Here is a 22913-nt window from a genome sequence, read left to right as displayed (position 1 = left end):
CGGGAGGCATTCTGCGCATTGCAGCGCGGCCGCACAAACCAGATAAACTATGCTCACCTAAAAGAAAATCTTTACCGTCATGACCTCTCCCGTCCACCTGAAAGCCTTGCGTGCCTTCGAGGCCAGTGCCCGCCATAACAGCTTTTCCGCGGCGGCGGCCGAGCTGCACGTCACCCCGGCCGCCGTCGGCCAGCTGGTCAGGACGCTGGAAGAATGGCTGGGCACGCCGCTGTTCCACCGCGGGAGCAGCGGGCGGGCGCGGCTGGTGCCGACCGAGGCCGCGGAGCGGGCGTTGCCCGACATCCGCGCCGGCTTCGACCGGCTGACGCTGGGCATGGAGCGGCTCAGGGAAGGGGCGGCGAGCGGCGTGCTCACCGTCACCGTCAGCCCCTCCTTTGCGGCCAAATGGCTGCTGCCGCGCATCGACCGCTTCCAGGCCCGCTGGCCCGACACCGACGTGCGCCTGGACACCAGCCAGAAGCCGGTGGACTTCGTGGTGCAGCGGGTCGACATCGGCGTGCGCTACGGCGCCGGCGTATGGCCGGGCCTGCGCGCCGACAAGCTGATGGAGGAGGAAATCTATCCGGTCTGCTCGCCCGCCCTGCGCCGCCGCAAGCGGCTGGGCAAGCCGGCCGACCTGGCGCGCGAGACCCTGATCCACGACCTGACGATGGAAGGGCAGGGCCTGCCTTCGTGGGCGGACTGGCTAGCCTCGGCCGGCGTGGCCGGCGCCGCAAGCCTGCGCGGCATGCAGATCAATAACTCGGCCGCCGTCCTGCAGGCGGCCATCGACGGTCACGGCATTGCCCTGGCGCGCAGCGCGATGGTGCACGACGACCTGGTGGCGGGGCGCCTGGTGCGCCTCTTTCCCGACATCGCCTGCCGCTCGCCGCTGGCCTATTACGTCGTGTACCGGCCGGAATGTACCGGCCTGCCGAAGCTGGCGGCGTTTCGCGACTGGCTGTTCGAGGAAGCCGGCGGGGAGCCGGCCGAAGGCTGAACGCCTGCCTCTGCAGGACTTTCCCGCAAGCCGTTTCTATTTCCTTTGTTCATTAAAACATCGCGCAACACGCCTGCTTTCGCGCTTATTTTTGCTTCATCGTCATTGATCTCATTGCTCTGTTAGTCAGCGCACGGTCCGGCTACCCCAGTCGTTATATTTTTTGTATCGTGACGTGGTTACCCGGCCGCCGCAATCGTGCAGTACGTCAAATCGGCGTACGCTTGCAAAACGGGATGCGAAAGTGACGTGGCTTCAAGTTTTCAACGGAACTTTTGAGTTTTTCCGAGGTCGTCGAGCCGACTCGTTGACCGAAGGCAAAATCCGAATGAGCCATTGATGTAGCGCAGTACATTTTCGCGCCTCCGTTTTGTTTCGAGCGGAATCGAGGAAGAATGTGGTGATGGTCGGATACCGGTCTACTCCGCGTTGGTCTTACATTTTACAAGGACAAAAGTCATGGATAATCAGAAGTCGAGCGAGGGAAAAGGCGTTGATGCCGGCAAAGGCAACAGCATGAGCAACAACCAGTCGAGCCTGAACAAGGACGACAAGTCGACCTCCAGCCTGGGCAAGGGCAGCACCGGTTCGTCGGCCAGCGCCGGCTCGTCGGGCAGCCTCTCGGGCAGCTCGTCGACCAGCGCCAGCCCGGCAACGGGTTCGAGCAGCGGCAACATGGGCAGCTCGGGCAGCACCGGCAGCATGGGTTCGAGCGGCGCCGGCAGCAGCGGCGGCATGAGCGGCTCCTCGAGCAGCCTGTCGGGTTCGTCGCAGTCGGGTTCGACCGGCGCCTCGGGCATGTCGACTTCGGGTTCGTCGTCGGGTTCGACCGGTGCTTCGGGCATGTCGACCTCGGGTTCGTCGTCGGGTTCGACCGGCGCCTCGGGCATGTCGACCTCGGGCTCGTCCTCGGGTTCGACCGGCTCGTCGGGCATGTCGGGCACCGGCTCGTCCTCGGGTTCGTCGGGCGCCATGGGCGCCTCGTCGACCGGCGGCAGCTCGTCGGGTTCGATGGGCGGTTCGTCGGGTGCCATGGGCGGCTCGACCGGCACCAGCAGCACCGGCGCCGATTCGTCGTCGTCGTCGAAAGAGGGCATGATGGCTTCGATGAAGCCTGACCAGCTGCACAAGACGATCGACAAGGCCGGCGAAGCTGCCCAGCCGATCGTCGAGCGCGTGGTCAGCACCGCCCACGCCGGCGTCGACAAGCTGAGCGGCCTGCTCAGCGGCGCATCGAGCCAGTTCAGCGACCGTTCGGCCCAGATGAACGACACCTACCAGCAACTGGCCGATTCGGGCCGCGAGTATGTGCGCAACAAGCCGGGCACCGCTGTGGCCATCGCCCTGGGCGCCGGCTACATCCTGGCCAAGCTGCTGGGTGGCAGCAAGCGCCGCGATCGCGATTATTATTAATCGCTAGCGCAGGGTTCCGGCCGATCTCTTTCGGCTGGAACCGGTCGCGATAAGAAAACGCCGACACGATGTGTCGGCGTTTTGTTTTGTGGTGTGGAGCGGAGCAGTCGGATTGGATGCGCCGTACAGCGTGGGGTCATTGAGGCTGGGGGCCTCAATGACGAGCCCACCCTACCAAGGCAGCACCGCGAAGCAGCGAGGTTCGTAGGGTGGGCTCTCGAGCCCACGCGGTTTCACCCGCAATGACCCAGGCGCCTCCACCACAAGTCGCAAGCGGGGGAAGGCCGCCAACTTCACTTCACCGCCGCCGATTCCTTCGCCTTGACCGCATCCCCCGGCGGATGGCGCCGCATCCGCCCCACGCCGCGCTTGAGCATCAGCTTGAAATCGTCCACATAGGTAAACACCGCCGGCACCACCAGGAGACTGAGCAGCGTCGAGGTGATCAGCCCGCCGATCACCGCAATCGCCATCGGCGAGCGGAAGCTCGGGTCGCCCGACAGGCCCAGCGCGAGCGGCATCATGCCCGCACCCATGGCGATGGTCGTCATCACGATCGGGCGCGAACGCTTGTGGCAGGCGTCGACCAAGGCTTCGAAGCGCGCCATGCCGGCCTTTCGTGCCAGGATCGCGTAGTCGACCAGCAGGATCGAGTTCTTGGTCACGATCCCCATCAGCATGATCAGGCCGATCATGGTCGGCATCGACAGCGCGCTGTTGGTGATCAGGAGCGCGACGAAGGCGCCGCCGATCGACAGCGGCAGGGCGGCCAGGATGGTCAGCGGCTGCATGAAGTCGGCGAACAGCAGCACCAGCACGCCGTAGATGCACAGCACGCCGATCGTCATGGCGATGCCGAAGCTGGCGAACAGCGCCTGCATCTCTTGGGCGTCGCCCAGTTCCGCGATCTGCACCGAGGCCGGCAGGCTCGTGAAAGCGGGCAGGGCACGCGCCTCGGCATTGACGTCGCCCAGCGAGCGGCCGCCCAACTCGACGTCGAGCGTCACGTTGCGGCTGCGGTTCAGGCGCGAGATCTCGGCCGGGCCGCTTTCCATCGTGATGTCAGCCACGGTGGCCAGCAGCACGGGACCGTTCTTGCCCGGCACCGTCAGGCGGCCGATGGCGTCCAGGTCGGCGCGCACGGCGTCCGGCAGTTTTACCCGGATCGGCACCTGGCGCTCGGACAGGTTCATCTTGGGCAGCGCCTGCTCGTAGTCGCCGGCGGTGGCCACGCGCACGGTTTCGCCGATGGCGGCAGCGGTGACGCCGAGGTCGGCCGCGCGCGCGAAGTCGGGACGCACGATGATCTCCGGGCGTACCAGCGAGGCGCTCGAGCTGACGTTGCCGATGCCTTGCAGGCCGCGCAGTTCGCGCTCGGCGCGCTGGGCCGCGGCGGAGAGTGCCGCCGGGTCTTCGCTGCGCAGCACGAGCTGCAGCTTGCCGCCGGTGTCGGCCTGGCCGACGCTGAAACGCGCGCCCGGGATGCCGGAGAGCTGCGTGCGCATCTGGCGTTCCAGCTCGGAGAGCGATTCGTCGCGGTCGCTGCGGTGCACGGTGGTCACGGTCAGCACCGCGCGCCTTGCCTCGGCCGAGGCGCCGGGCGCAAAGGCGTCGCCGCTGGAACCGCCGCCGATCGAGCTGAAGATGCTGGTCACGCCCGGCACCCGCATCGCCGCCTGGCGCGCCTGCTCGGCCACGACCCGGGTTTGCGCCAGGGTGGAGCCGGGCGGCAGCTCGACGTTGACGATGGTCTGGCCGCGGTCGGCGGCCGGCACGAAGCCGGTCGGCAGCAGCGGCACCAGCGAAATCGAGGCGATGAAGAATACGGCAGTCGCAATCGCGGTGATCAGGCGGTGGCGCAGGCACCACTGCATCGCGCGCATGTAGCGGCGCATCAGCGGGCCGTCCTTTTCCTCGTGCGGCTTGGCCGGCTTCATGATGTAAGCCGCCATCATCGGCGTGAGCAGGCGCGCCACCACCAGCGAGGCCAGGATCGCCAGCACCGCCGTCCAGCCGAACTGCTTGAAGAAGCGGCCCGGGATGCCGCCCATGAAGGCCGTCGGCAGGAACACCGCCACCAGCGAGAAGGTGGTTGCAATGACCGCCATGCCGATTTCGTCGGCCGCTTCCAGTGCCGCCTGCATCGGCGTCTTGCCCATGTTCAGGTGGCGCGCGATGTTCTCGATCTCGACGATCGCATCGTCCACCAGCACGCCCACCACCAGGGCCAGCGACAGCAGGGTCACCATGTTGAGCGTGTAGCCGAACAGGTACTGGCCGAGGAAGGCGGGGATCACGGACAACGGCAGGGCGGCGGCGGCGACGAAGGTGGCGCGCCAGTCGCGCAGGAACCACCAGACCACGATCACCGCCAGCACCGCGCCCTCGTAGAGCATCTCCATCGAGGCGTCGAAGTTTTCCTGCACCGGCTCGGCGTTGTCGACCACTTCGCGCAGCACCACGTTCGGGTGCGCCTTCTGCAGCTCGGCCACGGCGGCGCGCGCGCCTTCGGCGACCTCGGTCTCGCTGGCGCCGCGGGTGCGGAAGATCTCGAAGCCGATCACCTTGCGGCCGTCGTGTTCGGCCAGCGAGCGCGGCTCGGAGACGGTATCGACCACGGTCGCCACCTCGTCGAGGCGCACGCGGCGCCCGTCGGGCAGCGGGATGTCCATGCGCGCCAGTTCCTGGGCGCTGGCGACGGTCGCCAGCGTGCGCACCGACTGCTCGGCGCCGCTGACGTCGCCGCGTCCGCCCGGGGCTTCGCGCTGCACGTTGCGCAGCTGGCGCGACACGTCCAGTGCCGACACGCGCAGCGCCGCCATGCGCTCGGCGTTCAGCTCGACCCGCACTTCGCGGTCGACGCCGCCGACCCGCTTGACCGCGCCCAGGCCGGGCACGGACAGCAGGCGCTTGGATACCGCGTTGTCGACGAACCAGCTCAGTTCCTGGTCGTCGAGACCAGTGCCGCCCGAGCCCTTGCCGGGAGCCGCGCTGGCCGTGAACGTCAGCACCGCGCGCCCGGCGGTGGCGGCCTTGGTCACGCTCGGCTCACGCATCTCGGCGGGCATGTCGGAGCGCACCTGGGAGACGGCGTCGCGCACGTCGTTCACGGCGTCCGACAGGTTTTTGTCGAGGATGAATTCGACGGTGACCGTGGCCACGCCGTCGAGCACCTTGGTATAGATGTTCTTGACGCCCTGCAGGGTGGCGACCGAATCCTCGATCTTGCGCGCCACCTCGGTCTCCAGCTGGGCGGGCGCCGCGCCGTCGAGGGTCGCGGTGACGGTCACGATCGGCAGTTCGATGTCGGGGAAGAACTGGACTTTGTTGGCGTTAAAGGCGAGCAGGCCCGCCAGCGTGAGCAGGGCGAACAGCAGGATCGCCGGAATCGGATTCCGGATGGAGAGGGCGGAAAAATTCATGATCGATCCTCAGCGCGCCGCGACCTTGGCGGGGGCGGTCGCCGGTACATTCCTCACCAGGTCTCCGTCGTTCAGGAAGCCCGCGCCGCTGACGACGATCTGCGCGTCCGGCGCCAGGCCGCCGACCACCTCGATGCGCTCGCCCAGGCGGCGGCCGGTCGTCACCTTCAGCTGGCTCACGCGGCTGTCCGGGTTCAGGCGGAACACGTAGCTGAAGCCGTCGCGCACGGCGATGGCCTGCTGCGGGACCGTCATCGCTTCCGAGCTGCCGAGTTCGAATTCGCCGCCGGCGAACATGCCGGCCTTGAGCGGCGCATTGGCCGACAGCGCCGGCGGCAAGTCGACATAGACCAGCGCCGTGCGGGTCTGGGCATCGATGGTCGGCGCCACCATGCGCACCTTGCCCGCCACTTCGCTGCCGTTGGCCGCCTTGACCGTCACGCGGGTGCCGGGCTTGATGCGTCCGAGGTCGTTCGCCGTCACTTCAGCGCGCCATTCGAGGCGGCCCTGGCGGATCAGGCGGAACAGTTCGGTGCCGACGCCGACCACCGCGCCCACCGTCGCGCTGCGCGCCGAGATGATGCCGCTGTCGGGCGCCACCACCTGCGTGTATTTGAGGCGCAGGTTCTGCTGGGCCAGCGTGGCTTTCGCCGCCGCCACCCGCGCCAGCGCGGTGCGCTCGGCGGTGACGTATTGCGTCACCTGCTGCTCGGAGAGCGCGCCGGAACTCTTCAGGGCCTGGCCGCGTTTCGCGTTGGCGGAGGCCTCGGCCGCATTCGCCTGCGCTTCCTGCAGCGCCGCGCGCGCCTGCTCGACGTCGGCGCTGACCGTGTCGGCCGAGAATACGGCCAGCACTTCGCCCTTCTTGACGACGTCGCCGACGTTGACGCGCACTTCCGTCAGGCGCAGCCCGGCCGACTCGCTGCCGATGACCGCTTCCTGCCAGGCGGCGACGTTGCCGTTGGCGCCCAGGCGCAGCGGCAGGCTGCTCGCCGCGGGCTTGGCCGTGGTGACGGTCAGGGCCGGGGTAGCGGGGGCGTCCTTTTTTTCTTCCTCATCCTTGCCGCAGGCGGAGAGGGCGAGGACGAGCAGGATGGCGGACAGAATGCGTGGAGTCGAGGAGGGCATGTGCGTGGATTTCCGGGGTCCAGGTTCGGGCAAGGCGCTCGCCTTGAGCGCAATGCAGCAGTGTATCAAACCACACGAAAAGTTGACGCGAGTTCAACTATGCCGGCAGGCCTCACGCTCCCTGCACCAGCAGCCAGGCCAGCACCAGCATCAGCGTGCCGGTCAGCCCTTCGATCGCGCGCCATACCGCAGGTCGGCCTAGCACCGACGCGAAGCGCCGCGCGCCGAGGCCCAGCGCGGTGAACCACAGCACCGAGGCCGTCATCGCGCCCAGGGCAAAGGCGCCGCGCTGCTCGCCGGCCAGGCTGCTGCCGACCGCGCCCAGCAGCACGACGGTGTCGAGCCAGACGTGGGGATTGAGGAGCGACAGCGCGATCACGGTCACCAGCGCCCGCTTCAGGCCCAGCGCGGCGCCTTCGCCAGGCAAGGCCAGCGCCGCACCGCCGCGCAGGCTGCTCGCCCAGCAGCGCCAGCCGTACCAGACGAGAAAGGCGGCGCCGCCATAGCGCGCCAGCGCCAGCAGGGCAGGAGAGGATTCGATCAGGGTGCCGAGGCCGGACATGCCGAGCGCGATCAGGGCGACGTCGATGACGATGCAGGCGGCGACGGTGGCGGCGACATGCTCGCCGCGCACGCCGGTGCGGATGACGTGCGCGTTCTGGGCGCCGATCGCCATGATCAGGCTGGCGCCGAGGGCCAGCCCTTGTAAGAACAGGTGTTGGGAAAACATGACAGCTCCTTGATGGGAACCGCATTCTCCCGGGGGTAAGGTCCTACTTCAATTATATTCAGCATTATTAAAGATGCTTAAGAAAAACTGAATATGCGAGTCGATCCCCGCCGCAGCGCCGCCTTCACGGCCGCCGTCGATACCGGCAGCCTGGAGCTGGCCGCCAGCCAGCTTGGCCTGTCTTCTTCCGCCGTGTCCCAGCGCATCTCGGCGCTGGAAGCCGAGTTCGGCACGCCGCTGCTGGTGCGCAGCCGCCCCTGCCGGCCCACCGTGCCCGGCATGCGCCTGCTGCAATACCTGCGCCGCAGCACCCTGCTCGAATCGGAATTCCTGGCCGAGATGGGTGTCGACACCGGCCCGGCGCGGGTCGCCCTGGCCGTCAACAACGACACCCTGGCGACCTGGCTGCTGCCGGTGCTGGCGCCCATCCTGCAGAGGGAGGGCTTGCTGGCCGAGTTCGTGCTCGACAACCAGGGCCATACCTTCGCCCTGCTGGAAGAGGGGCGCGCGGTGGCCTGCATCGCCGGCAATGCCCAGCCCATGCATGGCTGCACGGCGACGCCGCTGGGCGTGATGCGTTACCGGATGGTGGCCGCGCACGATTTTGCCCGGCACTGGTTCCCCGATGGCCTCGAGCGCGAGGCCGCGCGTCGCGCCCCGGTGGTCGTGTTCGACCGCAAGGATGTGCTGCAGGCTGCCTTCCTGCTCGAGCACCTCGGCCTGCCCGAGGGCAGCTATCCCTGCCATTACGTGCCCGCCAGCGAACCCTTCGTGCAGGCGATCCGGCTCGGTTTCGGCTACGGCATGCTGCCGCTCGAGCAATGCCAGGCGCTGCTCGACGACGGCAGCATGGTCGACCTGGCGCCGCAGTCATTCATCGACGTGCCCCTGTACTGGCATGCCTGGCGCATCCAGCCGCAGCGCGTCGAGCGCATGGGCGCGGCACTGGTCGAGGCGGCGCACGGCGTGCTGCTGCCGCTGGCGGAAGGGGACTAGAATGGGGTGTCGATGGAGGTCACGATGAAGAAGCCGCTCTTGATTGCCGCCCTGTGCGCAGGGCTGCCGGCCTGCGCCGCGCAGGATGTCGTTCCCGCCGCCGGGCCTGTCGCCGCGCGCTGTCCCATGCCCGACGATCCGCCGCCCGCCTCGGGCGCCTTGCCGGCGCGCGCAGGCGACCGGCCCGCGCCCCATCTCGGCAGCGTCGCCCCGAACAGCCGCGTGCCCTCGCAGGTCCTCACGCCCTCGATGCGCGCGATGGCCGCCGCCGGCGCCGCACACGACGGGCAGGCCGCGCATGTGCACAAAAACCCACAGGAACATTGTGAAAAGTCACCCGCGCCGGCAGCATCGGAAGGGAACAGGGCAGGGCGCGGAGGCGGGTAAAGCGCACCGGTGCCGTGCGGCGCGGGCGAGGAAGGCACTGCGATGGTGCGGCGCACCATGAAATCATCGGTATCGCATTAGTCGTCGGAGGATTCTTACGCGGACGGAGGGCATTGTCTCAGGAGTCCGGTAGTTTTACTGTATTGCGACGCACAATAAATGGGGTTATATTGGAACCGTCTCCTCCAGTTTTTCTCCGAAACTCTGGATTACCGCCCGCTACCCCCAGGTACGCGGGCGTTTTTTTTGGTCGGGTTTCGCTGTATGGGGCACGCGGGGCTACGGATGTAGGGTGGTCGGCTACACCCGAACGGAAGACTGGCCTGCTGCGTGAACGCCGCCCACGCGTTCAGCAGCAGAAGAAGGAAGGCGACAGGGTTTCGACTGCACGTTGAACGCGTGGACGGCTTCCCTGCCGCGCAGACGCAAGCTGCCGGGTGGAGCCGTCCACCCTACGCAGAGCCAGCCGCGTGGCGAATCACACCCCCTCGCCCTGGAAACTCCCCGCACGCCAGGTCAGCACCAGCGTATCGCGATGCCCATGCTCGCCCAGCGGCTGGATCGGCGTCGATTCGTGGATCACGCGTGCGTCGTCGAGCAGCAGCAGGGTCCAGGGTTCGGTCATGGTAAAGCGCAGGCCGCGCGGGCCGTCGGCTTCGAACATGCGGGTCTCGCCGCCCTTGATGTTGGTGCGGCCGATCAGGATCACCGCCACGAAGTCGACGCCGTCGCGGTGCGCGCCTTCCGGCGTCGGGCGGCCGATGCCGTCGGCGGTATCGATGCGGAACTGGTGCGCTTCCACGTACCAGGGCTGGGCCTTGCGCACGCTCGAACACACCGCGCCGAGGGAGCGCAGCAGCCGTTCCCAGGCGCCTTGCGCAATGGTCGCCGGCTCGATCGGTTCGAACAGGCGGTGCATGCCGCCGTGCAGGGCGTTGTATTCGACCGGCTGCCAGTGCGCGCGGTGCGGCGTCTGCGCCAGCGTGCGGCCGTCGTCGATGAAGCAGGAGTGGCGGCGGCGCCGGTAGCGGCCGCCGTCCTTCAGGTAGTTGTCCAGTTCCAGGCGGTCCCAGCTCGGAATAAGCCCGGACAGCTCCTCGAGCGAGCAGCCGGCCAGCTGGGCGACGTCGCTCGGGCGCAGCAGGCCATAGCCGTCGCCCTGCAGGGCTTCGTGGAGTCGGGAAGGATCGGTATAGAGTGGTTCAGGTGAGGTCATGCCCGGTAGCGTAGCATTTTTTGCACGCGGCGGTCAGGTCCTCCTCCTGAAGCCCTACCAGGTTTTGGTGAAGGTCACGCGGAAAGTGCGCGGCTCGATCGGATGGAAGTGGATGTCCTCGCGCGGCGCCGCTTCGCCGGCCAGTTGCGATGCATAGTAATAGTCGATGGCCGAATCGCGCCGGTTGGCGAGGTTGAAGCCTTCGATCTCGACCTGCATGTCGCGCCCGATCCGGTAGCCGATGCGGCCGTTGAGCGTGGTGCTCGGCTGCGAGCGCACGCTGTTGTCCTCGATGAGCGGACGCGGGCCGAAGTAGCGCAGGCGCAGCGCGCCCGACCATGGGCCGGCCCTGTCGACGGTGAGCGCCAGCTGGCCCACGCCTTCCACCGCACCCGGGATCCGGTCGCCATTGCGCGAACGGGCGCGCGCATACGCCGCATCGAAGTCCACCGACAGCCACTTCAAAGGCCGCCAGTAGTTCGAGAACTCGACGCCATAGCGGCGGCTGGCCTCGCCCGCTTCGGTCATGCCGGCGTCGCCGATGTAAGTCAGCTCGGAATCGAAGTCGAGCCGGTACAGGGCGACGGCCGTCTGCATCTTCGGAATGGCCTCGGTGCGCAGGCCGAGTTCCATGCCGGTCGAGCGCACCAGGCCCGGCGCGCGTTCGACCGCCTCCAGGCTGGCCGGATCGATCGCCGCCACCGTGCCGCGCGCGTCGTTGCTGTGGAAGCCCTGGCCGTAGTTGAGATAGAACTCGGTCGAGGCCAGCGGCGCCACGATCAGGCTGAACGAGGGGCTCGCCTGCGTGTCGTATGCGCGGCCCGTGTTCGCCGCCAGGTTGCTGCGCACGTCGAAGCGGTAGCGGTCGGCGCGCAGGCCCAGCATGGTGCGCACCACCGGGTTCCAGCGCGTCGCGCTTTCCACGAACACGGCGCCGCTGGTTTCGACGATGTGGTCCTCGCGCGTGGTCGACAGGATCTGGCGCGCCCGCGTGTTGTGCAGGCCGTTGAAGATGTTGTCGTTCTGGAGGCGCGCACCAAACGTCAGGTCGGAGGCCATCGTCTCGCCGCGGTGCAGGTGCAGGGTGTGGGTGGCGTCCAGGCCGCTGGTGACGCGGCGGTCGGGCTGGGCGAACTGGTCGCCGTTGACCGGGTCCACCATGAAGTAGGTGAAGTTGGAAAAGAGGGCTAGCTGGTTGCGGATCAGGTAGGCGCTCAGCTTGGAAGCGGAATCCGCACCGGTCCGGCGCCAGACGCCGGACAGGCTGTAACGGCGCGCGCTGCCGCCATCGGTGGCGTCGACCGCGTCGAAGCGGCCGAGCGCACCGTTTTCCACCGCGCGCAGCGGGATCTGGTCGGTCGCGTTCCAGCTGCCGCGGTAGGCCATGGCGGTGACGCTCCAGCCGTTGTTCGCGTAGCCGCGGCTGTAGCGCAGCACGCCGTTGAACTTGCGGTAGTCGTCGGGCCGCGTCCACGGGCCGTCGTTGCGCATCCCTTCCAGCGCGTACAGCAGCGTGCCGCCGGCGAGTTCCGGCGAGCCGGCGACCAGGGCGCGTGCGAAGCCGTCCTCGCCCAGCGTCACGCTGCCGAGGTCTTTCACGAGGCGGTTCGCGTAGCCGATGTCGGCGCTGCCGGCCGAGGAGAAATCGCCGCTGCGTGCCGAGTAGGGGCCCTTGCGGTAGTCGAGGCGGCCGACGAGTTCGGGGATCACGAAGTTGACGTCGGTCCAGCCCTGGCCATGGGCGTGGCTGCGCTGGTTGACCGGCATGCCGTCGACCCAGGTGGCGAGGTCGGTGCCGTGGTCGAGGTTGAAGCCGCGCAGGTAGAACTGGTTGGCCTTGCCTTCGCCGCTGTGCTGGCTGGCGATCAAGCCCGGCATCGCTTCGAGCATTTCGCCGGGACGGTAGGCGGTACGGGCGGCCAGTTCTTTCTGGCCGACGCTGCCGGCGCCGGCCGAATCGGCCATGCCGAGCTGGCTGGAGCGCGAGCCTTCGACCAGCACGCGTTGCAGCACCAGGTCGTCGGCCAGGGAAGGGGAGCAGGCGAACAGCGCGGCCAGCGCGCAGGGAAGGGGGCGAAGCAGGAGCATGTTTCTATCAGCGCGTCGGCTGTTCGGTAGTAGTGCGGTCGAAGGTCAGGGTGCGCACGGCATTGCCTTCGTTGAGGTTGACGGTGTTGACCTGGTCGGGCAGGAAGTCGACCAGGATGGCGTTGCGCACGGCGGCCGCCTTCCACAAGGGGGTCTGTTCGATCTCCTGGTAGATCGTCACGTTGGTCGGGTCGATCGTCATCCCGACCCAGCGCAGCGTCAGCCTGGCCTTGTCCTGGCCCTCCAGCCAGAAGCGCGGCTCGACGTACTTGCGCAGCACTTCCTGGTCTTCCGGGTCGGTCAGGTCGAACTGGCGCCCGTACAGGTTGGCCAGCAGCGCCTCGATGTCGTGCGCCATGTAGGTGTGCACGATCTCGGTGCTGCCCGTGCGGGCGTTGAACGAGATGTCGGCGATGCCCGCGTGGAAGCGGTGCGCCGCCACCGCGCCGCTCACGCAGAACAGGACGGCGGCGATCATCGTCTTGAAAGAACGCTTCATTGCACGGCCTTCGCGGCTTCAGGCTTCGCTTCAGGTTTCTTCAGCGGCGCATTGAAGTCCTTCATCATGTCGTTGCCCGGCGGCTGGGTCTTGAACAGCTCCAGGCGCGACGGGGTGACTTTGCGCGGCCAGGCATTGTTGTCGACGTTGATGTCGGCCGTCTCCCAGAACGGATCCTGGGTAAGCGACACCATCGGCTCATCGGTCACGATCAGCTTCGTAATCTTCGTAGGCGAATAGCGCCACACTTCCGCCGGGATGCGCTCGACATATTTTTTGCCGCTCTGGAGCTGGATCTCGAGTACCAGCGGCGTCACCAGCCCGCCGACGTTGGTGAAGTCGACCAGGTACAGGTGCTTGCCCGAGGCGAGCAAGGCCTTTTCCCAGTCCTCCAGCTTTTCCTGTGTTTCATTGAACTTGTTGCGGTCGGCGTTGGTGACCGTGAACTCGTCGTGCTCGTTGTAGAAATCCTTCAGCTCGGGGTGCGCGTCGACGCGGCGCGCCATGCCCTTGTTGCGCTGGTCCGAGAGCGAGGTCGGCTCGGCTTCCTTCAACTTGCGGCGCCAGGCCTTCTCGGTTTCCGGATTCTGGGTGCTGACCGTGTACTCGCTGATGCCGTCCACGCTCACGTCGACCGCATCGGTCGTGTAGAACCAGCCGCGCCAGAACCAGTCCAGGTCCGTGCCGGAGGCATCTTCCATCGTGCGGAACAAATCGGCCGGGGTCGGACGCTTGAACTTCCAGCGGCGGCCGTATTCTTTAAATGCGAAGTCGAACAGCTCGCGGCCCAGCACCGTCTCGCGCAGCACGTTCAGCGCGGTGGCCGGCTTGCCGTAGGCGTTCGGGCCGCGCTGCAGCACCGACTCCGAATTCGTCATGATCGGGTTCTGGTTGCGGCTCTTCATGTAGTCGACGATGGCGCGCGGTTCGCCGCGGCGCGACGGGTAGTTTTCTTCCCAGGCGCTCTCGGCGAGGAACTGGAGGAAGCTGTTCAGCCCTTCGTCCATCCAGGTCCACTGGCGCTCGTCCGAGTTGACGATCATCGGATAGTAGTTGTGGCCGACCTCGTGGATGATCACGCTGATCAGGCCATACTTGGTCGCCTTCGGATAGGTCAGTTCGCCGGTCTTCTTGTCCTTGGTGGGACGTGGGCCGTTAAACGAGATCATCGGGTATTCCATGCCGCCCACCGGACCGTTCACGGAAATGGCGGTCGGGTAGGGGTAGTCGAACGAGTACTTGTTGTACTGCTCGATGGTGTGCACGACGGCCTGCGTGGAATAGCGCTCCCACAGCGGGTTGCCTTCCTTCGGATAGTAGGACATCGCCATCACGTCGACGTCGCCGCTCTTGATGCCCTGCGCGTCCCAGATGAACTTGCGGCTGGTCGCGAACGCGAAGTCGCGCACGTTCTTCGCCTTGAAGCGCCAGGTTTTCATGTTGGTGGCGCGCTGTTTTTCGGCAGCCGTCGCCTCGGCCTGGGTGACGATGATCACCGGCTTCTTCGCCGTGCGCGCCTGCTTCAGGCGCTCGCGCTGCGCGCCCGTGAGGACGTCGCCCGGGTTCTGCAGCTCGCCGGTCGAGGCCACGATGTGGTCGCTCGGGACCGTGATCTCGACCTCGTAGTCGCCGAATTCGAGCGTGAACTCGCCGTCGCCCAGGTACTGCTTGTTCTGCCAGCCGGCCACGTCGTAGTAGGCCGCCATGCGCGGGAAGAACTGGGCGATTTCGAAGATGTCGTTCTTGTCTTCTTTATCGAAACGCTCGTAGCCCATGCGGCGGCCGACGATGTTCGCTTCCGGGATGTTGAAGCTCCACTCGAGCGAGAAGGCCACGCGCGCGCCCGGTTTGACGGGCTGCGGCAGGTCGATGCGCATCATGGTGCCGTTGATGACGTGGTGCAGGGGACGGCCGTCGCTGCCCTGCACGTTGCGGATGTTAAAGCCGCCGGCAAAGGCGCGGCTGTCGAAGTTGGCGCGCAGGGCGTCGAACTTCACGCCTTCGGCGCCGGTGCGCTGCCAGGCTTCGCGCGAGGGAATGGTCGAGATGTTGCGGTTGGCCGAATCGGCGCGGAACATGTTCTGGTCGAGCTGCACCCACAGGTAGGCGAGGGTGTCGGGCGAGTTGTTGTGGTAGGTGACCGTGCCCGAGCCCGTGATGGCGCGCTTCGCTTCGTCGAGCGTGGCGCGGATCTTGTAGTCGGCGCGCTGCTGCCAGTAGGCGTGGCCCGGCGCGCCGGACGCGGTGCGGGTGGTGGTCGGGGTCGGCAGCAGCTCGTCGAGCTGGCGGAACTTGTCGTCGAATTTGTCGGCGGCGTGGGCGCCGGCGGACAGCATCAAGGTCAGCGCGGCTGCGCGCGCAAGGTGCTTCATGTTCATGTCTGATTATCTGTTCTAAAAGACGAAACCGGCAGCCGCGTTTTTAACGTGGCCACCGGCTCAATGTAGGGTGGACGGCTCCGCCGTCCACGCGTCCAAATCACGCTTGAAATGCCTGCTCGGCTGATCTTGTCCTGGCTGAACGCGTGGATCGTAACTCAGGCCACTGGCCTGAGTTACCCCGTCCACCCTACGGGCACTTACTTCGGCACCACCGGCACCGTCTCCTTGTTCGGTTCCTCGGCGGTCGCCGCCTTCTCTTCCTTGGTCTTCAGCTTGGTATTGAAGTCCTTCATCATGTCGTTACCCGGCGGCTGGGTCTTGAACAGTTCCAGGCGCGACGGGGTCAGCTTGCGCGGCCAGGCGTTGTTGTTCTGGTCGATGTCGGCGGTTTCCCAGAACGGATCCTGGGTCAGGCCAGTCATCGGCTCGTCGGTGACGATCAGTTTCGTGATCTTCTTCGGCGAGTAGCGCCACACTTCGGCCGGGATGCGCTCGATGTATTTCTTGCCGCTCTGGAGCTGGATCTCGAGCACCAGCGGCGTCACCAGCCCGCCGACGTTGGTGAAGTCGACCAGGTACAGGTGCTTGCCCGAACTGAGCAAGGCCTTTTCCCAGTCCTCGAGCTTTTCCTGGGTTTCGTTGAACTTGTTGCGGTCGGCATTCGTGACCGTGAACTCGTCGTGCTCGTTATAGAAATCCTTCAGCTCGGGATGGGCGTCGACGCGGCGCGGCATGCCCTTGTTGCGCTGGTCCGAGAGCGAGACCGGCTCGGCTTCCTTCAGCTTGCGGCGCCAGGCTTTCTCGGTTTCCGGATTCTGGCTGCTGACCGTGTACTCGCTGATGCCGTCGATGCTGACGTCGACCGCGTCGGTCGTGTAGAACCAGCCGCGCCAGAACCAGTCGAGGTCCGTGCCGGACGCGTCTTCCATGGTGCGGAAGAAGTCGGCCGGGGTCGGGCGCTTGAACTTCCAGCGGTTCGCGTATTCCTTGAGGGCGAAGTCGAACAGTTCGCGGCCCAGCACCGTCTCGCGCAGCACGGTCAGCGCGGCGGCCGGCTTGGCGTAAGCGTTGTTCCCGAACTGGAGCAGCGACTCCGAATTGGTCATGATCGGCACCTGGTTGCGGCTCTTCATGTAGTCGGTGATCAGGCGCGGTTCGCCGCGCATTTCCGGCCACTGCTCTTCCCAGGCTTCCTGGGCCAGGGTCTGGACGAAGGAGTTCAGGCCCTCGTCCATCCAGGTCCACTGGCGCTCGTCCGAGTTGACGATCATCGGGAAGTAGTTGTGGCCCACTTCATGGATGATCACGCCGATCAGGCCATACTTGGTGCGCTTCGAATAGGTCAGTTCGCCGGTCTTCTTGTCCTTGGTCGGACGCGGGCCGTTAAACGTGATCATCGGGTATTCCATGCCGCCCACGGGGCCGTTCACGGAAATCGAGGTCGGGTACGGGTAGTCGAACGAGTACTTGTTGTACTGCTCGATGGTGTGGACGATCGCCTGGGTCGAGTAGCGCTCCCACAGCGGATTGCCTTCCTTCGGGTAGTAGGACATCGCCATCACGTCGGTGTCGCCGCTCTTCATGCCCTGGGCGTCCCAGATGAACTTGCGGCTCGAGGCAAACGCGAAATCGCGCACGTTTTTTGCCTTGAAGTGCCAAGTCTTGGACGTGGTGGCACGGCCTTTTTCAGCCGCTTCCGCCTCGGCCTGGGTGACGATGATCACCGGCTTCTTCGCGGTCTTGGCGCGTGCGAGGCGCTCGCGCTGGGTGGCGGTCAAGACCGAACCCGGATTCTGCAGCACGCCGGTCGAGGCCACGATGTGGTCCGACGGCACCGTGATCTCGACGTCGTAGTCGCCGAATTCGAGCGTGAACTCGCCGGCGCCGAGGAACTGCTTGTGCTGCCAGCCGTAGGCGTCGTAGTAGGCCGCCATGCGCGGGAACCACTGGGCGATCTCGAACAGATCGTTCTTGTCGTCGAACTTCTCGTAGCCCGAGCGGCCGCCGAGCACCTTCTGCTCGTTGATCTTGTAGTTCCACTCGACGTTGAACGAGAAGCGCTGGCCCGGCTTCAGGGGCTGCGGCAGGTCGATGCGCATCATCGTGCGGTTGATCACGTGCGGCAGGTTGCGGCCGTTCGCCTTGACCGAGGTGATGTTGAAGCCGCCGTCGAAGGTCAAGCCTTCGAAGGTCGTGCGCAGGGCGTCGAACTTCATGCCTTCTTCCGGGCTGCGCGGCTTGGCCCAAGCCTCGCGCGAGACCGAGGTGGCCGACATGCGCGCGTCCGAGTTCGGGCGGTAGATGTTCTGGTCCAGCTGCAGCCAGAGGTAGTTCAGCGTGTCGGGGGAGTTGTTGTGATACGTGATCGTCTCGGCGCCGCGGATCGCGCGGTTCGCTTCGTCGAGCGTGGCGCGGATCGTGTAGTCGGCGCGCTGCTGCCAGTAGGCGTGGCCCGGCGCGCCGGAAGCGGTGCGGATGGTAGTCGCGGTCGGCAGCAGCTCGTCGAGCTGGCGGAATTTGTCGTCGAACGGGTCGGCCGCGAATGCGGACATGGTAAGGCAAAGCCCTGCCAGAGCGATTGGCAAACGTATCATTTGTCCCCTGATTTTTTTAGATGGATTAGAAGAAAGTATTCTAATGGCATCTTTCAGGGGCGCCCCGGGCGGATTTGTAAAAAACCTGATACATGGTGCATGGCGACGCGGCCGGCCAACAGCCGACGCGCGCGCCATGCAAAGAACCTTACTCTGCCCGCTTGAACGGCACGTCCGACGACCCCGCCACGATCCGCCCGCCATCGCCCTCCATGCGCAGTTCCAGCTCGCGCGAAAGCACGAACAGCACCGTCGGCGAAGCCGCGTGCAGGGGCTCCCAGGCGTCGGGGCGCAGGGCGATCATCAGCTGGCCGTCGCGGCGCGCGATCATGAAGTCGCCCAGTTGCCGGGTGGTGTAACGGCCGGCGAGTTTTTCCTGGTCCGCTGCCGGCAGCGCCACCGCCTCGCGCAGCTTCGTCTGGTAGGTCGGCCACTTGTACTCGAAGGCGACCGCGCGCGCGATGGCGCCGGCCAGCGGGCCGCCGTTGGCGCCGTTGGTCATCACGACCACGCCGTCGCCGCCTTCCTTACCGTTGCCGGCATAGGCAAACAGCGTGTTCTGGTAGCCCATGTTGCTGCCGCCGTGGGCAAAGGTCAGCGTGGCGCCGCTGCCGTCGACGTTCACGCCGAGGGCGTAGCCGTTCTTGACCGGCTGCAGCATGGTGCGCGCCATCGCGGGCGAGAGCACGCCCTTGCCGCCGCCGAGGCTGCGCTGCAGGTCGATGGCGAAGCGGGCAACGTCGCTCGGGGTCGTCCACATGCCGGCCGCCGCCAGTTCCGGATAGGTGTAGGGGCCGCCGGCATAGGGCTTGCCGCTGCCGTCGTGCGGCAGGGCGGCGCGCGCCAGCGAAGCCGCCGGCAGCGGCTGGGCGAAGCTGCTGTCCTTCATGCCGATCGGCTTTAACACCGTGTCCGTGAGCAGCACGTCGAAAGGCTGCCTGCTGCGGTCGATCAGGGCCTGCTGGACGACGCTGTAGCCGCCGCCGGAATAGCGGAAGGCGACGCCAGGCGGCGCATCGACGCGCACCGGTTTCGTATTCGCCGGGCCGGCGCCGTCGAGCACCTGCACCAGGGTCGGCACCGGTTTGCCGGCGGCGTAGCCGGGGAAGCCCGACACGCTGGTGCCCGCGGTATGCGACAGCAGCTGGCGCAGGCTGACTTTCGCGTCGCCGTTCGCGCCTTGCGGGAGTTTCCACGAGGTGAGGAGGGTGTTGACGTCGGTGTCGAGGTCGAGCTTTCCTTCCTGCGCCAGGCGCAGGGTCGCCATCGCGGTGACCGGCTTGGTGATCGAGGCGGCCTGGAACAGGGTGTCGGCGGTGACGGCCGGGCCGCCGGCGTGGGTGACGCCGTAGCCCTGCGCCCAGGCGATCTTGCCGCCGCGGATGACGGCGATGCTCACGCCGGGCACGTTCAGGCGGCGCATCTCGTCGGCCAGCGTGCGCGTGGATTCCTGGCCGGCCAGCGCGACGGGCTGGCGCAGTCCGCGTTCGATGCGGGCGATGTCGTCGTTCGTCGCGGCGAAGGCGGGCAATGTCATGGCGGCGGCGAATACTGCGGCGGCATGTGCCAGCGTGTTCAAGGCAGGGCGCGGGGCAAGGTGGGATAACGCAGCTTCTGGGACATTGCTTCCTCCGAAATGTTTTATCGATAATTTGTTATTTGCGAGAAATATTTTATCGTTAACATTCGGTCACTAGTCATTTTATATTTCTTGAAACAAACACATCATTTCGTGACTAGTTTATAACTCGGCAATGCATCCTGCGGCTCTTAGTCAGGCGTTTCCTCACGCCTTCTTCCGGCTCGCCAGGACCAGCCCTGCCAGCCCGACCGACAGGATGGCGACGGTCCCTGGTTCCGGCACGCCTTCCTGCTCCGCCGGCAGTACCGGGGTAGTCCGGATGGCGGCGCCGGCGCCCGGCGTGGAGGCGCGGCTGTCCTGATAGAGATGATCGTGGGGGGAACGAAGGGCATGCGCCCCGGCGCTTTTCGCAGCCAGGCTGGTTGCCGACAGGTCGACTCCATAAAAACCTTGCAAAGCTGTCGGCAGGGTGGGGATGGTTTCGGCTGGCGCAGCCTCGTACAGGGACTGCTTGATCGATTCGGTGACCTGGACGCCAGCGTCGGCGCCATCTTGCCCGATACTGGCGGCATGTGCGCAGGGGCAGGACAATGCTGTGGCCGCAACCAGCCATGCCAAGGCGGTCTTCATGTGGGCTCCTTCAGATTTTTTTTGAGTTATGTATCCCTTTCCTTTGAGAAGCACATTCCGTGCCGCAACTTTAATTCCTTTAGGAATCAATAAGTTGGTGAGCGAGGTAGCAGCGGAAGGCTGCCCACTGTAAAAAATACCGACAGCCGGCAGCCTCGCTCCTAAGCCATCAGTTGCAGGTCGAGAGCCCGTTCCGCCAGCCAGACCAGCGCCACCAGGGCGATGCAGACCGACCCGCCGCTCATCACCACGCGCCGATAGAACTGGCCGCGGCGCAATCCGAAGGCCAGCGGCAGGAACACGGCCACGATGGCCAGCTGCCCCAGTTCCACGCCCACATTGAAACCGACGAGCGACAGCACCAGCGCATCTTGCGGCAAGCCGAGGTCGGCCAGTACGCTGGCGAAGCCGAAACCATGGATCAGGCCGAATCCGAATGCGACGAGTGCGCGCCAGCGGTGGTACAGGGGCCACAGGTTGTTCAGGGCAGCCAGGATCACGGACGCCGCGATTGCCGATTCGACCAGGCGCGAGGGCAGGGACAGTGCGCCCAACACCGCCAGGCTCAGGGTCAGCGAGTGCGCCAGGGTGAAGGCGGTCACGATCTTGAGGACGTCGATCGCCGAGGCCTTGAGCGTGTCGCGCCCTTGCCATTGGCCGTCGCGCCGCACCAGCACGGCCGGCAGCAGCAGGGACAGCAGGAACAGGATGTGGTCGAAGCCGATCCAGATATGCCAGACGCCGTGGCGCACATAGTCCACGAATTGACGCCATTTTCCCGGCTGGGAGACGGACAGCGTTTGTTGGCGGGAATCGGGCGCGAAGATCGCGGCGCCGGTGACCGGACCGTGCGTCAGCCGCAGCAGGCCCTTGTGCTGGGGATCGATGTCGAACAGCAGGCTGTAGCTGATCGCCAGCGCACTGACCGGCGCTTCGCAGGCACCCTGCAGGCGCAGCACGGAATAGGCGCCGTCGGTGTGATGGTCGATCAGCTGTTCGGTCACCCGCAGCAGGCAGGGCTTGCCCTCGCTGGCCAGTTGCAGGCGCGCCAGCGCGTAGGCGGCAATCGCCTCGTGCCGCGCACGTATCTCGTCCCAGGTCAGGGCGGCGTCGCCGTCGGCATCGATGCCGACGGCCATCTCGAGGTCGCGCAGGGCGATGTCCCACTGGCCCTCGATCTTTTCCTCCTTCACGTCCAGCGCGAGGTAGCTGTCGCTGGCCTTGTGTGCCTGCGCCGGCAGCATGCCCGTGCACAGCAGCGCCAGCAGCGCCAGCAGGTGTGTCCAGCGCGCCTTCATGCCTTGCCCTCCAGGCGCGCCACGGTCGCGGCGATGGTGGCGTCTTCGATCCGGCTGCGCGTCAGCCAGGTATGCACCAGGGCGCGCGCCTCGCGGTCGCCGCTGGCCGCAGCCGCTTCGGCCAGGATGCGCAGGTCGGCCGGTTCCTTCTGCACCGCCCAGTTCAGCTTGGCCAGGCGCACGGCGGCAGCGGCATCGCCGCGCAGCGCCAGTTCGAAGCGCGCCTGTTCGCGCTGGTGCACGTTGTCGTTGCGCCGTATGGCCGCATCGAAGCGCGCCGCCAGCAGGCCAATCGCCTGCTTCGCTTCCGGCATGCCGGCGCTTTTCAATGCAATCGCATAGCGCAGCAGCAGCGCGTCGGCCGCGGTGTTGTTTTTCAGGAGGCGCATGACCTCCGCCGCGCGCCCGGCGTCGAGCAGGAAATCGGCATAGGCGGCGAGCAGGTAGCTGTCGGCCGGGTCGAGGGCCAGGGCTTCGCGGAAATGGGCATCGGCCGCCGCGCCACGGCCCAGGCGCGCGGCCATTTCGCCGAGCAGGGTGGCGACCCACACGCGGATCGCGGGCGGATCGCCGGGACGCGCCGCATAGGCCTGCAACAGGCGTTCGTAGCTGGCGCCGGCCTCGCCGCTGACGCTGCCGACGTTGGACAGGCAGGTCTGCACCACCAGTTGCGGCGCGCGCGAATACAGGCGCATGCAGCTCGCACGCGCGCCTGCGAAGTCGCCCGTGATGAGCTGGACGGTGGCGCGCGTCAGCCAGGCCTGGCTGTTGTCGCTGTCGCGCGCCAGCACCTGGTCGAGGTCGGCCAGCGCGGCGCCGAACTGGTGGGTGCTCTGGCGCAGCGTTGCGCGCAGCACGAGCACGGATGAAGGCGGCTGCGCTTGCGACCACCAGGGCGCGAGGGCCGCCTGGGCGTAGCCGAGGTAGCGCGGATCGCCGTCGCGCCGGCTTTGTTCGATGTAGCGCTGGGCCAGCATGGTGGCCTGGCCCAGGTCGCCCGGGTTGGCATTGGCGGCCGCGCGCAGGCGCTGCAGGTCGCGCCGCGCGGGACCTGCGCCGCCCGGCAGGCGCTCGAGCACCTGGGCGCCGCTGGCGGGGATGTAGGGGGCCGCGCCTGCGCTCGCGAGGGCGCAGGTGCAGGCGAAAGCAGCAATGATCTTGCCGAGCATGAGGGCTCCGGAAGAAAAAAGGGCACGCGGGACGGCGCACCGTCCCGCGCAGGAGGACTCACCATCCCTCGCGGGACGGGAGCGTTCAGGTCACCGGTTGCGGCTCGGTATCCTCGGGCTTGGTCTCGGTGATGGCGTCGATCTCGACCGGCTCGTTGGTATCGAGCATGGAGGAGACCATGCTGGCCACGTAGGCAAAGAACGAGTCGCCGGACGCCACGGGTGGCGGCGTCGGCGTCATGTTCGCCGGCGGCTGGGGCACGGGCGGCTTGTCGCCGGCGTCGCCGCCGCAGGCCGACAGGGCCAGCGCCGTGCAGAGCGCGGCCGTGGCGAGCAGGCCGCGCCTGGGGCGGGAGAGGAGTCGGTTTGGCATGGCGCTC

At 66.7% G+C, this 22913-nt stretch carries 18 protein-coding genes; 4 read left to right on the top strand and 14 right to left on the bottom strand.

Annotation, left to right across the window (positions count from 1 at the left end; translation table 11 throughout):
- Nucleotides 1-79 precede the first annotated feature (79 nt).
- Nucleotides 80-1000 carry a transcriptional regulator GcvA gene (gene gcvA, locus ACWCIA_RS19010; RefSeq protein WP_454165802.1) on the top strand — a complete coding sequence of 307 codons (921 nt, stop codon included), beginning with the start codon at nt 80-82 and terminating at the stop codon, nt 998-1000.
- Between the two features lie 467 nt (nt 1001-1467).
- On the opposite strand, the gene ACWCIA_RS19005 is transcribed toward gcvA, so the two are convergent.
- Complete coding sequence (locus ACWCIA_RS19005) at nt 1468-2097, bottom strand: hypothetical protein (RefSeq protein WP_454165800.1); 630 nt, start codon at nt 2095-2097, stop codon at nt 1468-1470.
- Here ACWCIA_RS19005 and ACWCIA_RS19000 point away from each other — a divergent pair.
- Nucleotides 2096-2413 carry a DUF883 family protein gene (locus ACWCIA_RS19000; protein ID WP_454165798.1) on the top strand — a complete coding sequence of 106 codons (318 nt, stop codon included), beginning with the start codon at nt 2096-2098 and terminating at the stop codon, nt 2411-2413. The two genes, ACWCIA_RS19005 and ACWCIA_RS19000, sit on opposite strands and share 2 nt — an antisense overlap.
- Before the next feature lie 293 nt (nt 2414-2706).
- On the opposite strand, the gene ACWCIA_RS18995 is transcribed toward ACWCIA_RS19000, so the two are convergent.
- The 3 genes from ACWCIA_RS18995 to ACWCIA_RS18985 all read right to left on the bottom strand — a co-directional run bounded on the left by ACWCIA_RS18995 (nt 2707) and on the right by ACWCIA_RS18985 (nt 7693).
- Nucleotides 2707-5835, bottom strand: a complete 3129-nt coding sequence (locus tag ACWCIA_RS18995; RefSeq protein ID WP_454165796.1) for an efflux RND transporter permease subunit — start codon at nt 5833-5835, stop codon at nt 2707-2709.
- A gap of 9 nt (nt 5836-5844) precedes the next feature.
- Nucleotides 5845-6963, bottom strand: a complete 1119-nt coding sequence (locus ACWCIA_RS18990) for an efflux RND transporter periplasmic adaptor subunit (RefSeq protein ID WP_454165795.1) — start codon at nt 6961-6963, stop codon at nt 5845-5847.
- 112 nt (nt 6964-7075) lie between these two features.
- Nucleotides 7076-7693 carry a LysE/ArgO family amino acid transporter gene (locus ACWCIA_RS18985; RefSeq protein ID WP_454165793.1) on the bottom strand — a complete coding sequence of 206 codons (618 nt, stop codon included), beginning with the start codon at nt 7691-7693 and terminating at the stop codon, nt 7076-7078.
- Between the two features lie 93 nt (nt 7694-7786).
- Here ACWCIA_RS18985 and ACWCIA_RS18980 point away from each other — a divergent pair, with 93 nt between their 5' ends.
- Entirely contained in the window at nt 7787-8689 is a 903-nt protein-coding gene (locus ACWCIA_RS18980; protein ID WP_454165791.1) for a LysR family transcriptional regulator ArgP, read from the top strand.
- A 24-nt stretch (nt 8690-8713) separates the two neighbouring features.
- Nucleotides 8714-9076, top strand: a complete 363-nt coding sequence (locus ACWCIA_RS18975; RefSeq protein ID WP_454165790.1) for a hypothetical protein — start codon at nt 8714-8716, stop codon at nt 9074-9076.
- A 478-nt stretch (nt 9077-9554) separates the two neighbouring features.
- Here the strand turns inward: ACWCIA_RS18975 and ACWCIA_RS18970 are convergent, their stop codons facing one another.
- The 10 genes from ACWCIA_RS18970 to ACWCIA_RS18925 form a co-directional block, all read right to left on the bottom strand.
- Nucleotides 9555-10292, bottom strand: coding sequence for a 2OG-Fe dioxygenase family protein (locus tag ACWCIA_RS18970; RefSeq protein ID WP_454165789.1), 738 nt, complete (start codon nt 10290-10292; stop codon nt 9555-9557).
- A gap of 54 nt (nt 10293-10346) precedes the next feature.
- The gene (locus ACWCIA_RS18965; RefSeq protein WP_454165787.1) at nt 10347-12380 is read right to left on the bottom strand and encodes a TonB-dependent receptor; all 2034 of its coding nucleotides are present in this window, start codon (nt 12378-12380) and stop codon (nt 10347-10349) included.
- Nucleotides 12381-12387: 7 nt separating this feature from the next.
- Complete coding sequence (locus ACWCIA_RS18960) at nt 12388-12879, bottom strand: DUF6702 family protein (RefSeq protein ID WP_454165786.1); 492 nt, start codon at nt 12877-12879, stop codon at nt 12388-12390.
- Nucleotides 12876-15257, bottom strand: coding sequence for a M1 family metallopeptidase (locus ACWCIA_RS18955; RefSeq protein ID WP_454165784.1), 2382 nt, complete (start codon nt 15255-15257; stop codon nt 12876-12878). Before ACWCIA_RS18955 ends, ACWCIA_RS18960 begins: the two co-directional genes overlap by 4 nt.
- Before the next feature lie 200 nt (nt 15258-15457).
- Complete coding sequence (locus tag ACWCIA_RS18950) at nt 15458-17812, bottom strand: M1 family metallopeptidase (RefSeq protein WP_454165782.1); 2355 nt, start codon at nt 17810-17812, stop codon at nt 15458-15460.
- A 190-nt stretch (nt 17813-18002) separates the two neighbouring features.
- Nucleotides 18003-19433 (bottom strand): serine hydrolase domain-containing protein, encoded by a 1431-nt coding sequence (locus ACWCIA_RS18945; RefSeq protein ID WP_454165781.1) that lies wholly within the window; start codon nt 19431-19433, stop codon nt 18003-18005.
- 207 nt (nt 19434-19640) lie between these two features.
- Nucleotides 19641-20066: a PEP-CTERM sorting domain-containing protein gene (locus ACWCIA_RS18940; protein ID WP_454165779.1), complete on the bottom strand. Its 426-nt coding sequence runs from the start codon at nt 20064-20066 to the stop codon at nt 19641-19643.
- Between the two features lie 161 nt (nt 20067-20227).
- Nucleotides 20228-21364: a HupE/UreJ family protein gene (locus ACWCIA_RS18935; protein ID WP_454165777.1), complete on the bottom strand. Its 1137-nt coding sequence runs from the start codon at nt 21362-21364 to the stop codon at nt 20228-20230.
- Nucleotides 21361-22533 (bottom strand): hypothetical protein, encoded by a 1173-nt coding sequence (locus ACWCIA_RS18930; RefSeq protein WP_454165775.1) that lies wholly within the window; start codon nt 22531-22533, stop codon nt 21361-21363. The genes ACWCIA_RS18935 and ACWCIA_RS18930 overlap by 4 nt, the downstream gene beginning before the upstream one ends.
- 85 nt (nt 22534-22618) lie before the next feature.
- Nucleotides 22619-22906: a hypothetical protein gene (locus ACWCIA_RS18925; protein ID WP_454165773.1), complete on the bottom strand. Its 288-nt coding sequence runs from the start codon at nt 22904-22906 to the stop codon at nt 22619-22621.
- Between the last annotated feature and the right edge of the window lie 7 nt (nt 22907-22913).

Source organism: Massilia sp. SYSU DXS3249, assembly GCF_053668055.1.
This window is presented reverse-complemented; position numbering and strand designations above follow the sequence as displayed.

Bases quoted from the DNA above. Each gene is read 5' to 3' on its own strand.
- gcvA (WP_454165802.1), top strand. From the start codon at position 80: ATGACCTCTCCCGTCCACCTGAAAGCCTTGCGTGCCTTCGAGGCCAGT.
- ACWCIA_RS19000 (WP_454165798.1), top strand. From the start codon at position 2,096: ATGATGGCTTCGATGAAGCCTGACCAGCTGCACAAGACGATCGACAAG.
- ACWCIA_RS19005 (WP_454165800.1), bottom strand. From the start codon at position 2,097: ATGCCCTCTTTCGACGACGACGACGAATCGGCGCCGGTGCTGCTGGTG.
- ACWCIA_RS18995 (WP_454165796.1), bottom strand. From the start codon at position 5,835: ATGAATTTTTCCGCCCTCTCCATCCGGAATCCGATTCCGGCGATCCTG.
- ACWCIA_RS18990 (WP_454165795.1), bottom strand. From the start codon at position 6,963: ATGCCCTCCTCGACTCCACGCATTCTGTCCGCCATCCTGCTCGTCCTC.
- ACWCIA_RS18985 (WP_454165793.1), bottom strand. From the start codon at position 7,693: ATGTTTTCCCAACACCTGTTCTTACAAGGGCTGGCCCTCGGCGCCAGC.
- ACWCIA_RS18980 (WP_454165791.1), top strand. From the start codon at position 7,787: ATGCGAGTCGATCCCCGCCGCAGCGCCGCCTTCACGGCCGCCGTCGAT.
- ACWCIA_RS18975 (WP_454165790.1), top strand. From the start codon at position 8,714: ATGAAGAAGCCGCTCTTGATTGCCGCCCTGTGCGCAGGGCTGCCGGCC.
- ACWCIA_RS18970 (WP_454165789.1), bottom strand. From the start codon at position 10,292: ATGACCTCACCTGAACCACTCTATACCGATCCTTCCCGACTCCACGAA.
- ACWCIA_RS18965 (WP_454165787.1), bottom strand. From the start codon at position 12,380: ATGCTCCTGCTTCGCCCCCTTCCCTGCGCGCTGGCCGCGCTGTTCGCC.
- ACWCIA_RS18960 (WP_454165786.1), bottom strand. From the start codon at position 12,879: ATGAAGCGTTCTTTCAAGACGATGATCGCCGCCGTCCTGTTCTGCGTG.
- ACWCIA_RS18955 (WP_454165784.1), bottom strand. From the start codon at position 15,257: ATGAACATGAAGCACCTTGCGCGCGCAGCCGCGCTGACCTTGATGCTG.
- ACWCIA_RS18950 (WP_454165782.1), bottom strand. From the start codon at position 17,812: ATGTCCGCATTCGCGGCCGACCCGTTCGACGACAAATTCCGCCAGCTC.
- ACWCIA_RS18940 (WP_454165779.1), bottom strand. From the start codon at position 20,066: ATGAAGACCGCCTTGGCATGGCTGGTTGCGGCCACAGCATTGTCCTGC.
- ACWCIA_RS18935 (WP_454165777.1), bottom strand. From the start codon at position 21,364: ATGAAGGCGCGCTGGACACACCTGCTGGCGCTGCTGGCGCTGCTGTGC.
- ACWCIA_RS18930 (WP_454165775.1), bottom strand. From the start codon at position 22,533: ATGCTCGGCAAGATCATTGCTGCTTTCGCCTGCACCTGCGCCCTCGCG.
- ACWCIA_RS18925 (WP_454165773.1), bottom strand. From the start codon at position 22,906: ATGCCAAACCGACTCCTCTCCCGCCCCAGGCGCGGCCTGCTCGCCACG.